The organism is Thermoleophilum album (assembly GCF_028867705.1).
Taxonomy (GTDB): domain Bacteria; phylum Actinomycetota; class Thermoleophilia; order Solirubrobacterales; family Thermoleophilaceae; genus Thermoleophilum.
On the sequence record NZ_CP066171.1, the window covers coordinates 119633 to 133798 of the forward strand.

14 protein-coding genes and 2 tRNA genes are annotated in these 14166 nt (G+C 70.2%); 14 read left to right on the top strand and 2 right to left on the bottom strand.

Going from position 1 to position 14166, the window contains the following annotated elements; all coding sequences use genetic code 11:
* The first annotated feature begins 148 nt into the window (after nt 1–148).
* From JDY09_RS00525 to JDY09_RS00590, 14 genes are all read left to right on the top strand, one after another.
* A complete protein-coding gene (locus tag JDY09_RS00525; RefSeq protein ID WP_274716867.1) occupies nt 149–430 on the top strand; it encodes a GYD domain-containing protein in 282 nt (93 codons plus the stop codon).
* A gap of 90 nt (nt 431–520) precedes the next feature.
* Nucleotides 521–1810, top strand: coding sequence for a phosphoribosylamine--glycine ligase (gene purD, locus JDY09_RS00530; RefSeq protein WP_274716868.1), 1290 nt, complete (start codon nt 521–523; stop codon nt 1808–1810).
* 12 nt (nt 1811–1822) lie between these two features.
* Entirely contained in the window at nt 1823–2290 is a 468-nt protein-coding gene (locus JDY09_RS00535; protein ID WP_274716869.1) for a 5-(carboxyamino)imidazole ribonucleotide mutase, read from the top strand.
* A 14-nt stretch (nt 2291–2304) separates the two neighbouring features.
* Nucleotides 2305–3591, top strand: a complete 1287-nt coding sequence (purB, locus tag JDY09_RS00540) for an adenylosuccinate lyase (protein ID WP_274716870.1) — start codon at nt 2305–2307, stop codon at nt 3589–3591.
* 35 nt (nt 3592–3626) lie between these two features.
* Nucleotides 3627–4511 carry a phosphoribosylaminoimidazolesuccinocarboxamide synthase gene (locus tag JDY09_RS00545; protein ID WP_274716871.1) on the top strand — a complete coding sequence of 295 codons (885 nt, stop codon included), beginning with the start codon at nt 3627–3629 and terminating at the stop codon, nt 4509–4511.
* Entirely contained in the window at nt 4508–4735 is a 228-nt protein-coding gene (purS, locus tag JDY09_RS00550) for a phosphoribosylformylglycinamidine synthase subunit PurS (protein ID WP_274716872.1), read from the top strand. Before JDY09_RS00545 ends, purS begins: the two co-directional genes overlap by 4 nt.
* The gene (purQ, locus tag JDY09_RS00555; RefSeq protein ID WP_274716873.1) at nt 4735–5403 is read left to right on the top strand and encodes a phosphoribosylformylglycinamidine synthase subunit PurQ; all 669 of its coding nucleotides are present in this window, start codon (nt 4735–4737) and stop codon (nt 5401–5403) included. The genes purS and purQ overlap by 1 nt, the downstream gene beginning before the upstream one ends.
* Nucleotides 5400–7640, top strand: a complete 2241-nt coding sequence (gene purL / locus JDY09_RS00560) for a phosphoribosylformylglycinamidine synthase subunit PurL (protein ID WP_274716874.1) — start codon at nt 5400–5402, stop codon at nt 7638–7640. The genes purQ and purL overlap by 4 nt, the downstream gene beginning before the upstream one ends.
* 98 nt (nt 7641–7738) lie before the next feature.
* Nucleotides 7739–9178, top strand: a complete 1440-nt coding sequence (gene purF / locus JDY09_RS00565) for an amidophosphoribosyltransferase (protein WP_274716875.1) — start codon at nt 7739–7741, stop codon at nt 9176–9178.
* 57 nt (nt 9179–9235) lie between these two features.
* Nucleotides 9236–9856, top strand: coding sequence for a phosphoribosylglycinamide formyltransferase (gene purN, locus JDY09_RS00570; RefSeq protein ID WP_274716876.1), 621 nt, complete (start codon nt 9236–9238; stop codon nt 9854–9856).
* 24 nt (nt 9857–9880) lie between these two features.
* Nucleotides 9881–11482 carry a bifunctional phosphoribosylaminoimidazolecarboxamide formyltransferase/IMP cyclohydrolase gene (purH, locus tag JDY09_RS00575; RefSeq protein WP_274716877.1) on the top strand — a complete coding sequence of 534 codons (1602 nt, stop codon included), beginning with the start codon at nt 9881–9883 and terminating at the stop codon, nt 11480–11482.
* A 166-nt stretch (nt 11483–11648) separates the two neighbouring features.
* Nucleotides 11649–12056, top strand: a complete 408-nt coding sequence (locus tag JDY09_RS00580) for an ArsR/SmtB family transcription factor (protein WP_274716878.1) — start codon at nt 11649–11651, stop codon at nt 12054–12056.
* Between the two features lie 9 nt (nt 12057–12065).
* Nucleotides 12066–12138 (top strand) — tRNA-Lys (locus tag JDY09_RS00585).
* Between the two features lie 150 nt (nt 12139–12288).
* A tRNA-Glu gene (locus tag JDY09_RS00590) sits at nt 12289–12362 on the top strand.
* Nucleotides 12363–12479: 117 nt separating this feature from the next.
* Here JDY09_RS00590 and JDY09_RS00595 read toward each other — a convergent pair.
* Entirely contained in the window at nt 12480–13514 is a 1035-nt protein-coding gene (locus JDY09_RS00595; protein ID WP_274716879.1) for a TerC family protein, read from the bottom strand.
* Between the two features lie 255 nt (nt 13515–13769).
* Nucleotides 13770–14108 carry a hypothetical protein gene (locus tag JDY09_RS00600; RefSeq protein ID WP_274716880.1) on the bottom strand — a complete coding sequence of 113 codons (339 nt, stop codon included), beginning with the start codon at nt 14106–14108 and terminating at the stop codon, nt 13770–13772.
* Nucleotides 14109–14166 lie beyond the last annotated feature (58 nt).

The following is a 14166-nucleotide window of genomic DNA, read 5'->3' on the forward strand; positions in this document are numbered from 1 at the left end:
CTCTGAGCGGTGTCGGTGTGTGCGGAACCGTCGCTCCGACTGATACCCGCTGATGGGGCTGTTGCCAACCCGCGGGAAGGAGTGGACGCCAGTGGCAGCGAACGCGAGACTCGGCGCGTCGAGTCGAATCGATCGAAGGAGGACGCTGATGCCGACGTTCATCATGCTGAGCACCCTGACCCCCGAGGGCGTGCAGACGCTCAAGAACAACCCCCAGCGCTTGCGGGAGGTCAACAAAGAGGTCGAGCAGCTGGGGGCCAAGGTCGTGGCGCAGTGGGCCGTTCTCGGTCGGTTCGACTTCGTGAACGTCGTCGAGGCGCCCGACGAGAAGACGATCGCCCGTGTCTCGCTCGAGCTCGGTTCGCGCGGCACCGCTCACTACGAGACGCTCGCCGCGATTCCCGTCGACGACTTCATCGCCTCGCTGTGAGCTGGTGGCGGCGGCCGCTTCCGTGGCGGCCGCTGCGGCCACCGTCGCCCTGATGCCGCGCCGATCGAGCGATCTGATTTGATCGCGGCCGTGGAGCCGGTTTCCGGGGATCTTCCGCGCAAGGTGCTCGTGCTCGGTGGTGGCGGGCGCGAGCACGCGATCGTGCGCGCGCTCCAGCGAAGCCCGGCGCGGCCGGAGCTCTGGGCGGCGCCCGGCAACCCCGGCATCGCCCGCGACGGCGTGCACTGCGCTGCGGTCGATCCCCTCGATGGCGACGCCGTCGTCGCGCTCGTCGAGCGCGCGGGCATCGAGTTCGTGGTAGTAGGCCCCGAAGCGCCGCTCGTCGCCGGGATCGCCGACCGCCTGGCCGCGGCCGGGGTTCGCTGTCTCGGACCGTCGCAGGAGGCGGCGCGCGTCGAGGGTTCGAAGCTCGCTGCCAAACAGCTGATGGCCGAAGCCGGCGTGGCGACCGCCGCCTACCGCGTCCTCGAGAGTCGCGAGCAGGCGCTCGCCGCACTCGCGGAGCTCGACTATCCCGCGGTCTTCAAGGCCGACGTGCTCGCCGCCGGCAAAGGGGTCGTGGTCGCGGCCGACGAGACCGAGGCGCGCGCCGCGATCGACGCGTACTTCGTCGAGCGCCGCTTCGGCGAGACGGCCGTGCTGCTCGAGGAGTTCCTTGTCGGCGACGAGCTCTCGCTGCTGTGTCTGTGCGACGGCGAGCGCGCCCTGCCGCTGGCGCCGGCGCGCGACTACAAGCGACTGCGCGACGGCGACGAGGGTCCCAACACCGGCGGTATGGGAAGCTATTCGCCGGTTGGCGAGGTCGACAGCGAGCTCGTCGCCGAGATCGTCGCCACGATCCACCAGCCGATCGTCGACGCCTTGCGGGAGCGGGGGACGCCGTACCACGGCGTTCTCTACGGCGGGTTGATGCTCACCGCCGACGGTCCGCGCGTGCTCGAGTTCAACTGCCGCTTCGGCGACCCCGAGACGCAGGCGCTCCTGCCGCGGCTGCGTAGCGACCTGCTCGAGCTTCTGTGGCGGGCATCTTTCGCCGGCGGGCTCGACGGTGCGAGCTGCGAGTTTGCCGACGACGCCGCGGTTTGCGTCGTGCTGGCGGCCTCCGGCTACCCCGAGGCGCCGCGGCGCGGCGACCCGATCGCGGGCATCGAGGCGGCCGAACGGACTGGCGCGCTCGTCTTCCACGCCGGCACTGCGGAACGCGACGGGCAGTTCGTGACCGCTGGCGGACGGGTGATCAACGTCGTCGGGACGGGACCGGATCTCGCGGCAGCGCGCGAGGCTGCCTACCGCGCCGCCGATCTCGTCGAGTTCGACGGCAAACAGTTGCGGCGCGACATCGCCGCCGGGCGCAGCTAGGGGGCGAGCGCAGTGGGCGAGCCCGAGACCGCACCGGCGTCGCGGCCCGCCCCGCTCGCCGAGCGAAGCGACGAACAGCCGCCCGCAGTGGCGATCGTGATGAGCTCGCGCAGCGAGATGCCGGTGATGGAGAAGGCGGCGCAGGAGCTCGAGGAGCGCGGCATCGCGTTCGAGGTGAAGGTGCTACCGGCACACCACGACCCCGACGCGGTGCGCGACTACGCGCGCAACGCGCGCGAACGCGGCCTGCGGGTGATCATCGCCGGCTCCTCCTACTCTGCGACGCTGCCGGCGATGATCGCTGCCAACACCGATCTGCCCGTGATCGGAGTGCCGATCAGCGGGCCGCACTCGATCGCCGGTGGTTTCGACGGGCTCGCGGCGATCGCCCAGATGCCGCCGGGCATGCCGGTGGCGGCGGTCGGTGTCAACCAGGCGATCAACGCGGCGGTGCTCGCGACCCGGATCCTGCACGCCTAGCGCTGGAGGTTGCCGTGATCGACCGTTACACCCGGCCCGAGATGGGCGCCATCTGGACCGAGCAGCGCAAGTACGAGACGTGGCTCGAGGTCGAGCTCGCCGTCGTCGAGGCGCTCGCGGAGATGGGAATCGTTCCTGCCGAGGACGCCGCGGTGATCCGCGAGCGAGCCTCGTTCACCGTCGAGGCCGTCCGCGAGCGCGAACGCGTCACCGACCATGACGTCGCCGCCTTCGTCGACGTGGTGGCGGCCTCAGTCGGTGAGGCGGGGCGCTGGATCCACTACGGGCTGACCTCGTCGGACGTTCTCGACACCGCGCTCGCGCTCCAGATCTCGCAGGCCGCGCCGCTTCTCGTCGGCGGCGCACGGGCGCTGCGCGACGCCCTGGCGCGGCGGGCGCGCGAGCACGCGCACACGCTGTGCGTCGGTCGCACGCACGGCGTTCACGCCGAGCCGACGACCTTCGGCATCAAGCTCGCCGGGTTCGCGTTCGAGGCCGACCGTAACCTGCGGCGCCTCGAACACGCTTTCGAACAGGCGGCGACCGGTGCGATCTCGGGCGCCGTCGGCACCTATGCCGCCACCGGCCCCGAACTCGAGGAGCGGGTGATGCGCAAACTCGGCCTGCGCCGCGAGGACGTCTCGACCCAGGTCGTTCCCCGCGACCGCCACGCCGAGCTCTTGCAGGCGGTTGCGCTCGCCGGTGCCGGCCTCGAGCGCTTGGCGACCGAGATGCGTCACCTGCAGCGCACCGAGGTGCGCGAGGTCGAAGAACCGTTCCGTGCCGGAGCGCAGAAGGGCTCGTCGGCGATGCCGCACAAACGCAACCCGATCGTCAGCGAGCGCATCTGCGGCATCGCTCGCCTTCTGCGCGGCTACCAGCAGGCGGCGCTCGAGAACGTCGCCCTCTGGCACGAACGCGACATCTCGCACTCGTCGGTGGAGCGTGTAGCTATCCCCGACGCGCTGATACTGCTCGACTACGCCCAACACTTGGCGCTGCGAGTGGTCGAGGGGATGCGCGTCTACCCCGAGCGCATGCGGCGCAACCTCGACGCCACCAACGGCGCGCTCTACTCGCAACGTGCCTTGCTTGCGCTGGTGGCAGCCGGGCGCACGCGCGACGACGCCTACCGCATCGTCCAGCGCGCGGCGCAACGAGCGTTCGACGGGGAAAGCCACTTTCGCGAGCTGCTCGCCGCCGAGGCACCGGAACTCGATCTCGACGCGGTCTTCGATCCCGCGCCGTTCGTACGCCACGCCGACGCGATCCTCGCGCGGCTGGAAGCGTTCGACCGCTGAACGGCGGCGCGCGACGGGCTGTACCCTGCCGGCCGATGGTCGCTGGCACCGAAGGTCTCGAGCTGGTCGCGCGCGGAAAGGTGCGCGACATCTACGCAGCCGGCCCCGACCGGCTGTTGTTGGTGGCGAGCGACCGCATATCGACGTTCGACGTCGTGCACCCGACGCCGATTCCCGACAAGGGCGCGGTCCTCACTGGCCTCTCGGTTTTCTGGTTCGAGCGCACCCGCCACATCTGCCCCAACCATCTGATCTCGTTCACCGCCGTCCCCGACGACGTGCGTGGCCGTGCGCTGCTCGTCGAGCGGCTCGAGATGGTGCCGATCGAGTGCGTGGTGCGCGGCTATCTGGCCGGATCGGCGTGGCGCGAATACCGCGAGAGCGGCGCCGTCTGCGGCATCGAGCTGCCGCCCGACCTGGAGGAGGCGGCGGAGCTGCCGCAGCCGCTCTTCACGCCCGCCACCAAAGCGAGCGAAGGGCACGACGAGAACATCGACCTTGCCACCGCCGCCGAGATCGTTGGCGACCGCCACACGGTCGATGAGCTCGCTCGCATCTCGGTCGCCCTCTACCGCTTCGCTGCGAGCTACACGCGCGAGCGCGGGATCATCCTCGCTGACACGAAGTTCGAGTTCGGTCGCCGTCGTGACGGCACGCTCGTGCTCGCCGACGAGGTGCTCACGCCCGACTCTTCGCGCTTCTGGCCGGCCGACGCCTACAAACCCGGTCGCCCGCAGCCGTCCTTCGACAAGCAGTACGTCCGCGACTGGGCGACCGAGATCGGGTGGGACCGCACACCGCCGGCGCCGCCGCTGCCCACCAAGGTCGTCAACGGCACACGGGCGCGCTACATCGAGGCTTACGAGCGCATCACCGGCGAGCCCTTCCAACAGTGGTTGAAACGGGCGGGGGCGCGGTGAAAGCGCGCGTTCTCATCCGTCCCAAGCAGGGCTTGCTCGATCCGCAGGGACAGGCGATCGAACGGGCTCTCCCCGCGCTCGGCTTCGACAGCGTCCGTGACGTGCGCGTGGGTCGCCTGGTCGAGCTCGAAACCGATCGACCGGAACGCTTGCAGGAGCTGTGCGAGCGCCTGCTCTGCAACACGCTGATCGAGGAGTTCGAGATCGTCGAGGTCGAGCCCTAGTGCGTTTCGCTGTCGTGCGCTTCCCCGGCTCCTGCGACGACCGCGACGCGCTGCTGGCATGCTCGCGCTTCGGCGAGGCGCACTTCGTCGACCACCGCGAAAGCGACCTCGCCGGTTTCGACTGCGTCGTGATCCCGGGCGGCTTCTCGTACGGCGACTATCTGCGCGCCGGGGCGCTCGCCGGGCTCTCGCCGGTGATGGGCGCGGTGCGCAGCTTCGCCGCCGCCGGCGGCCCGGTGCTCGGCATCTGCAACGGGTTCCAGGTGCTGTGCGAAAGCGGCCTCCTGCCCGGTGCGCTGCTTCCGAACAGCGGGTTGCGCTTCGTCTGTCGCGAAGTCGAGGTCGAGGTCGCGTCGGACGCCACGCCTTTCACCCGCTGCACCGAGCCCGGCAGGCGGTTGCGGATTCCCGTCAAGCATCAGAGCGGGCGCTACTGGGCGCCGCCCGAGGTTCTCGACACGCTCGAGCGCACCGGTCGTGTCGTCTTCCGCTACGCCCCCGGACACAACCCGAACGGATCGGAGCGCAACATCGCCGGTGTGGCCTCGGCCGGGGGCAACGTGGTGGGTCTCATGCCCCACCCCGAACACGCCGTCGACGCGCTCCTCGGCTCGGCCGACGGTGCTGTGCTGTTCGAGTGCGTCGCGCGAGCCGCGGTCGCTGCATGAGCGGTACGGCTACACCGCGGGCAGGGGACGTCGCGGCGACGGAGCGGCTGCGCGAGCGCGCCCTCGAGCTCGGCATGACGGCGAGCGAGTTCGAGCTCGTGTGCGCCAAGCTCGGGCGGCTGCCGAACGAGCTCGAACTGGCGATCTTCTCGCTGCTTTGGTCCGAGCACTGCGGCTACAAGCACTCGCGCAAGCTGCTCAAGCGGCTTCCGCGCAGCGGTTCGCGGCTTGTGCTCGGGCCGGGCGAAAACGCCGGCGCGGTCGACGTCGGCGACGGTTTCGTCGCCGTCTTCAAGATCGAGTCGCACAACCACCCGAGCGCGGTCGAGCCCTTCCAGGGGGCGGCTACCGGTGTCGGCGGCATCCTCCGCGATGTGCTGGCGCTGGGCGCGCGACCAGTCGCGGTGCTCGACTCGCTGCGCTTCGGCGACCTCGCCTCCTCGCGTACGCGCTATCTGCTCGACGGCGTGGTGCGCGGCATCGCGCACTACGGGAACGCTGTCGGGGTGCCGACCGTGGGCGGCGAGATCTATTTCGACCGCGCCTACGAGCAGAACTGCCTCGTCAACGCGATGTGCGTCGGCATCGCTCGGCGCGAACAGCTTCTGCGCAGCGCAGCGGCCGGTCCCGGCAACCGCGTGCTGCTGCTCGGCGCTCTCACCGGGCGGGACGGGATCGGTGGCGCGTCGGTGCTGGCGAGCGCCGACCTCGACGAGTCCGCGGCAGACAAGCGGCCGAGCGTGCAGATCGGTGACCCGTTCGAGGAGAAGAAGCTGATCGAGTGCTGTCTCGAGCTGGCCGAGCGCGGGCTGTTGGTGGCGCTGCAGGATCTGGGGGCCGCTGGTCTTTCGTCGAGCGCCGCCGAGATGGCCGCCAAGGGCGGCGTCGGGATCGACATCGACGTTGCGCGCGTGCCGCTCCGCGAACCGGGCATGGAGCCGTTCGAGGTGATGATCTCCGAGTCCCAGGAGCGCATGTTGTGCGTCGTCGAGCCCGACCGCGTGGCCGAGGTCGAAGCAATCTGCGCACACCACGAGGTGCGAGCGACCGCAATCGGCCAGGTGACTGCGACCGGCAAGTTGCGCGTTTTCGACGACGGGCGGTTGGTGGGCGAGATACCCGCAGCGCTGCTCGTCGACGAGTGCCCCGCCTACGACCTTCGCGGCGAGCGCCCGCCGCGAACGCTCTACGATCCCCCGCCGGCGGTCGTCGCGCCGGAAGCGGATCCCGCCACCAAACTTCTGGCGCTGCTCGCTAGCCCCAACGTCTGCTCGCGGCTCGCTGTCTTCGAGCAGTACGACTGGCTGGTCGGGGCGCGAACCGTCCGCCGCCCCGGCGAGGCCGACGCCGCCGTTCTGCTCGTCGATCCTGCGAGTGGCTCCCGCCGCGCTGTCGCTGCCGCCACCGACGGCAACGGCTGGCGCGTCGCCGCCGACCCCTACCGCGGGGCGTTCCACGCCGTGCTCGAGTGCGCTGCCAACCTCGCCTGCGTCGGCGCGGTGCCGCTCGGTCTGACGAACTGCCTCAACTTCGGTAACCCTGAGCGCCCGCATGCGGCGTGGCAGCTAGAGCACGCGGTCCAAGGGCTGGCCGACGCCTGTCGCGCGCTCGGCATTCCCGTCGTCGGCGGCAACGTCTCGCTCTACAACGAGAGCGAACAGGGGCCGATCCTGCCGACTCCGATCGTGGGGCTCGTCGGCCTCGTCGAGGACGCTGCGCGAGTCCCCCGCCTCGGCTTCGCGAACCCCGGCGACGCGATAGCGCTGGTCGGTCCGGCGGGTAGCAGGCGCTCGCTGCGAGCCTCGGAGCTCACGCGTCTTTACGGCCACGAGTTGCCGGAAGGGCTCGACGATTTCGACGCCGCCGCTGCTGTCGCGACGATCCAGCGTGTGCGCGAGCTCGCTGCCAGCGGCGCGCTGGCAAGCGCCCACGATGTCGCCGAAGGGGGTCTCTTGGTGGCTCTCGCCGAGTGCGTGCTCGCTGGCGGCCGGGGCGCCGAGGTCGAGCTGCCGACGCTCGACGACGAAGAGCTCTTCGGCGAGGCCCCAGGCTGGTTCGTCGTCTCCGGTCCCAGCCACGTCGTCGGCGAGATCGGCACAGTGATTGGCACCGTGACCGGTGGCGGCGATGAGGCCACGTTGCGGGTCGTAACGCCCGCCGGCGAGCTCGCGATCGCCCGCGGCGAGCTCGAGCGCGCCTGGGCGCAGCCGCTTCGCGACGCGCTCGGTCGCGCCTAGCCGGCAGCGGGCAGCCGCCGGTGGCACCGCGAGCCGTTGGTAACCTCGACAACGCGGGCCAGCTCCGGGTCGGCCCGCCAGCTTTCGGCCGCCGCCAGATGGCTTCTCACGACAACGTTCGCGAGCGCGAGGGTCCCCGCGACGAGTGCGGCGTCTTCGGGGTCTACGCACCGGGCCGTGACGTCGCCCGACTCGCCTACTTCGCCCTCTACGCGCTCCAGCACCGCGGGCAGGAGTCGGCGGGCATCGCGGCGTGCGAGGGCGGCGAGATCACGACCGTCCGCGACCTCGGCTTGGTTTCGCAAGTTTTCACCGACGAGAAGCTGCGGGCGCTCACCGGCGACGCGGCGATCGGGCACGTGCGCTACTCGACGACCGGCTCGCCGCGCTGGGAGAACGCCCAGCCGGTGTGGCGGGCCGACCGCCACCGCCTGGCGCTCGCCCACAACGGCAACCTCACCAACGCTGTCGAGCTCCACGCCGAGCTGAGCGCCGCGGGCGCGACCTTCACGAGCACCTCCGACTCCGAGATCATCGCCGCCCTTATCGCCCGCCACCCGGCGGCGAGCGTGCCGGAGGCGGTGGCCGAGGTGGTGCCGCGGCTCGAGGGCGCGTTCTCGACCGTCGTTCTTACCGGCGACCGTGTCGTCGCTTTCCGCGACCCGTACGGCTTGCGGCCGCTGGCTATCGGGCGTCTCGGCGAGCGCTGGTGCGTGGCGTCGGAAAGCTGCGCTTTCGACATCATCGGCGCCGAGCTCGAACGCGAGGTCGAGCCGGGCGAGATGGTCGTGCTGTCGGAGCGGGGGCTCGAGTCGCAGCGCGTAGCGACCGCTCCGCGGCGCGCTTTCTGTGTTTTCGAGCACATCTACTTCGCGCGCCCCGACTCGGTTCTCGAAGGCGTCCGCACCCAGGTCGCGCGACGGCGGATGGGCGAGATCCTGTGGCGCGAGGCGCCGGTCGAGGCCGATCTCGTGATCGCCGTGCCCGATTCCGGCAACGCCGCCGCGGTGGGTTTCGCGACAGCGTCGGGGATCCCCCGCGACGAGGGGCTGATCAAGAACCGCTACGTCGCACGGACGTTCATCGAGCCGGGCCAGGAGCTGCGCCGCCACGGTTTGCGGATGAAGTTCAACCCGCTCCGCGAGGTGGTGGAGGGCAAGCGGCTGGTGGTGATCGACGACTCGATCGTGCGCGGCAACACGACGCGCCAGATCGTCACGATGCTGCGCGACGCCGGTGCGCGCGAGATCCACCTGCGGATCTCGTCGCCGCCGATCCGCCATCCCTGCCACTACGGGATCGACATGTCGACGCGCGAGGAGATGATCGCCCACGGCCGCGACGTTGACGAGATCGCCCGCGAGCTCGGCTGCGACTCGCTCGCCTACCTGTCGCTAGAGGGCCTCTACGAGGCGATCGGCAAGGCGCGATCGCACCATTGCGACGCCTGTTTCAGCGGCGAGTACCCGATCGCCGACACCGAGCGCCGCAAGGTCGGCAAGTACGCGCTCGAAGAGCTTCCGGTCGTTCGCGGCTGACTGGCGGCGGTCGGCGGCTGCGGGCGCTGACGCTAGGCGAGCGGTCATGATGCCGGTGTGGCGTTTCGCGTCGGCGTGCTCGTGTCGGGACGGGGGACCAACCTCCAGGCGCTGATCGATCGCGTTCACCGCTGTGAAGGGATTGAGATCGTCGCCGTCGCCAGCAACCGTGCCGACGCCCAGGCGCTCGAGCGGGCGCGGCGCGCCGGCATCGAGACGGCGGTGTTTTCGGCGTCGAGCTATCCCGACCGTGCCGCTCGCGACCGCGCGCTCGCGGACTGGCTCGCCGAGCGCGCGGTCGATCTGGTGGTGCTGGCCGGCTTCATGGAGATCCTCTCTGCCGAGTTCGTCGACCGCTTCCGCTGGCGCATCGTCAACGTCCACCCGGCGCTTTTGCCGGCCTTTCCGGGTACGAGGGCGATCGAACAGGCGCTCGAGTACGGGGTGAAGGTCACCGGCGTCACCGTGCACTTCGTCGACGAGGGTGTCGACACCGGGCCGATCATCCTGCAAGAGGCGGTGCCGGTCCCGTATTCTCGCGACGTGTCGGAGCTCGAGGAGCGGATCCACGCGGTCGAGCACCGGCTCCTGCCCGAGGCAGTTCGGTTGATCGCCCGCGGTGCGGTGCGTCCCGACGAGCGAAGCCCCCGGATCGTCCACGTCGCCCAAGACGTGTGAGCGCGAGAGAGTTCGATACGAGCGATGTCCGAGCAGCGTGAACCGACCACAGCAGTGCCCACCGTTCCCGACGAGGTGCGGGTGCGGCGTGCTCTTTTGACTGTGTCCGACAAGCGCGGAATCGTCGATTTCGCGCGCGGTTTGTGCGAGCTCGGCATCGAGATCGTGTCGACGGGTGGCACGGCGGCGGAGTTGCGTCGCGCCGGTATCGAGGTGCGCGACGTCGAGGACTACACCGGCTTTCCCGAGATCCTCGGCGGTCGCGTGAAGACGCTCAACCCGCGCATCCACGCGGGGATCCTGGCGGTGCGTTCCGATCCCGAGCACGCCGAGACGTTGCGGGAGCTCGGCATCGAGCCGATCGACCTGGTCTGCGTGAACCTCTATCCGTTCGAGCGCGTGTCGAGCCGGCGCGGCGTGCCCGATAGCGAGATCATCGAGAACATCGACATCGGCGGGCCGACGCTGATCCGCGCCGCTGCCAAGAACCACGCTTTCTGTGCGGTCGTCGTCTCGCCCGAAAGCTACGACGCCGTTCTCGAGGAGCTGCGCGAGCAGGACGGTGCGATCTCGTTCCGCACGCGCGAGGCGTTGGCGGCCGAGGCGTTCGCTTTCACCGCCCGCTACGAAGCGGCGATCTCGCGCTGGTTCAGCGGGCGCGAGGAGGAGTTCCCGCAGCACACCACCGTCGCGTTCGAGAAGGTGCTGGATCTCGCCTACGGCGAGAACCCGCACCAGCGTGCGGCCTACTACGCCGAGGTTGGTACTCGCAGCCACCTGTTGTCGATGGTGTCGAAGCTGCACGGCCGCGATCTGTCGTTCAACAACCTTCTCGATCTCGACTCCGGTCGCCGCCTGGTCGAGGAGTTCGAGGTGCCGGCGGCGGCGATCATCAAGCACAACAACCCCTGCGGGTGTGCGGTCGGCGCGACGTTGCGCGAGGCGTTCGAGCGCGCGCTGGAATGCGATCCCCAGAGCGCTTTCGGGGGCGTCTACTGCTTCAACCGGCCGGTCGACGAGGATCTCGCCAAGCGCTTGCACGAGCTGTTCGTGGAGCTCGTGTTCGCGCCCGGCTACGACGACGCGGCGCTCGAGATCCTGATGCGCAAAGCGAACGTCCGCATCCTCTGGAACCAGGAGCGTCGCCGGCCGGTCGCGGGCGAGCACGATTTCAAGCGCGTGCGCGGCGGAATCCTGATACAGGACCGCGACACCGGGCTCGAGCCGCGCGAGCAGATGCGTGTCGTCACCCGCCAGCGGCCGAGCGAGCAGCAGTGGGGCGACCTGTTGTTCGCGATGCGGGTTTGCAAGCACGTGCGTTCGAACGCGATCGTGCTCGCTCGCGACGGCGCGACGGTGGGGATCGGCGCGGGGCAGATGAGTCGTGTCGACTCGGTGCGGATCGCGCTCGACAAGGCGCGTATCGCCGGGCTCGACCCGAGCGGTGCGGTGATGGCGTCGGACGCTTTCTTCCCGTTCCCCGACGGGCCGGAGCTGGCGATGGATGCCGGTATCGAGGCGATCATCCAGCCCGGCGGGTCGCAGCGCGATCCCGAGGTGATCGCCGCCTGCGACCGGCGCGGAGTGCCGATGGTGTTCACGCGCCGTCGTCACTTCAAGCACTGAGCGGTCGCGAGGTTCGGGGCTGCCCACGCGGCGTTTCCGGGCGCGCTGTGTCCGCGGGCGATCGACATGGCGACCGGCGCGCGCCGGGCGGCTGTCGCGGTGAGCGCGTCGGGACGGCCGCTCGCGCGGGCTAGGATCGTGCCCGCATGTTCTTGGAGGCCCGGCGATGAGGGAGCCGCACCACCCGCCGCGGGCGGGGATCGAGCTGGCCGACGTTCTGCACGCTTTGAGCGATCCGGCGCGGCTCGCGATCGTGCGCACGTTGCGTGCCGACGGTGGCGAGCTTCCGTGCGGCGCTTTCGACCTCGGTTTGTCGCGCGCGACGCTGTCGCACCATCTGCGCGTTCTGCGCGAAGCGGGGGTGGTGCGCACTCGTCCGGAGGGCCGCAAGCGGCTCGTTTCGCTGCGTGTCGACGATCTCGAGGCGCGCTTCCCGGGCTTGATCGACGCGATCCTCGACGTGCCAGAAAGCGCGTCGGCAAACGGTGCGGTGCGCGCGGCCGGCGAGCGTTGGCACGGTGCGCGTCGCGCCGCGGGCGCGCCCGACGCAACGGTTCCGCCCGCGAGCGTCTAGCATCGCGGCGGGCCGCTAGCTCAATTGGTAGAGCAACGGGCTTTTAACCCGGTGGTTCTGGGTTCGAGTCCCAGGCGGCCCACTTGCTCTCCGTGCGGTGGCCCGTCCGGTTGCGAGGCGACGCGACACCCGGCGGGCCACGCCCGGGCGCACCCCGACGTCGCTCGGCGCGCGGGCTAGCCGTCCCGGGGCGGTCCGCTCGGGACCGGAACACCTAGACTTGGCGCACCCCGGGGGCGTGGTCCAGAGGCCTAGGACGCCGGCCTTTCAAGCCGGAGGTCGCGGGTTCGAATCCCGTCGCCCCTACTGTTCGCGGCTGGGTCTCGCGGACGGTGCTTGGTCGCTGCGACCGACGGCCGGCTCGCTGCGACCGTGGCCGACTCCGCCCGTCGGCAGCGAGCGGGAGCGGCGCGCGCTTCACGCCTACCCGGCTGCTACAGGTGGCTCCGTGCGCTGCTGGGGGTCGGCGGGGCCGGGGGGCTTAGGCCCGAACCGCAGCGAGATCCAGGCTGTGGCGCTGAGCACTACGCAGATGACGATCAGGGAGAGCCAGATCGGCGGGTGCCAGACGTCGACGAGCAGCATCTTCACCGCGATGTAGCCGAGGATGATGGCGAGACCCTGCGAGAGGTAAACGAACTTCGACATCAGCCCCGCCACCGCGAAGTAGAGGGCGCGCATCCCTAGAAGCGCGAAGGCGTTGGCGGCGAAGACGGTGAATGGCTCGGTGGTTATCGCGAAGATCGCCGGAATCGAGTCGATCGCGAAGACGATGTCGGTAGTCGCGATCACGACGAACACGGCGACCAGCGGCGTGGCGAGGCGGCGGCCGCCCTCGCGCACGAGCAGCCGGTGGCCGCGGTAGTCGGCGGTCATGGGGATGCGCTTGCGCACGACGCGCAGCGCCGGGTTGTGCTCGGGGTCGATCTCGGTCTCTTCGTGGCGGAAGAGTTTCCAGGCGGTGTAGAGGAGCAGTAGACCGAAGGCGTAGAAGGTGATGTGGAGGGCGTTGAGGAGCGCGGCGCCGAGGACGATGAACACGAGCCGCAGCACGAGCGCGAGCGCTATTCCCCACGCCAGCACCCGCGGTTGCACCGCCAAGGGCACTGCGAAGTAGCCGAAGATGACGGCGAAAACGAAGATGTTGTCGAGCGAGAGCGAGCGCTCGACGATGTAGCCGGCCAGGTATTCGGCCCCCGCCGCATGCCCTTGCCAGGCGGCCATCACGCCGGCGAAGGCGAGCGCTAACACGAGCCACCCGATCGACCAGATCACCGATTCGCGCAGCGTCACCTCGCGCCGCCCGCGGCCAAAGATCGCGAAGTCGACGACGATCATCGCCACGACGAGCGCCGCGAGCAGCGCCCAGGCGCCGACGTGAACGTCAAGATCGGTTCCGATCTTGGTCGCCTCGCTGGCGGCTAGGGGTAGCTCGAGAGCGGCGGCGAGTGGGCTCACGAAGAAGCTTCCTCCTCTGGTCGTGGGTGCTAACCGGAGAAGGTTTCTCCCGCCGCTTGGGCCGGTGGCGCCGGGCCGCGCGGACAGGCGCGACCGTGCTGACGCACGCCACCCGTCGGGGATACTTCCCTTCGAGCGGGCGAGAGTCTAGCCGGTGCCCGCCGTGGGCTGCGGGGCGGCCCGTGGCCGCTCACGGCCGTTCGCGGCCGCTCGCGATGGCCGCGCTACGACCTGGTGCCGCAGGTCGCGCGACGCTCAGCGGCCGGTCCGCTCGTCGACGAAGGCTGGGTAGCCGGCGCACGAAGCGGCGAAGACAAGTAGCGCCGCCACCATCCCCGCCCAGTGGGTTGCCGCGAGGAAGACGAGTGCGCCGGCGACGCCGCCGGCGAGGGCACAAAACAACGTGAACGGCACGGGCAAGCCGAGGATGCGCGCCGTTGCAAGTGCGCATAGGGTCCAAGCAACCGGGCCCGTGACGTAGCCCCAGTTCCGGAAGAAGTCCTCGGGGAGGGGTAGTGCCGCTAGTAGCGCGAAAAGCGCGAGAACTAGCGCCCCCTGGACCACGAGCGCACGGGTGAAAGACCTTTTGTCCACGCGCCGCATCGTAGGGGTCGATCCCCTCGCTCGCGGCGAGCCGAGCTACGCGAGTGCA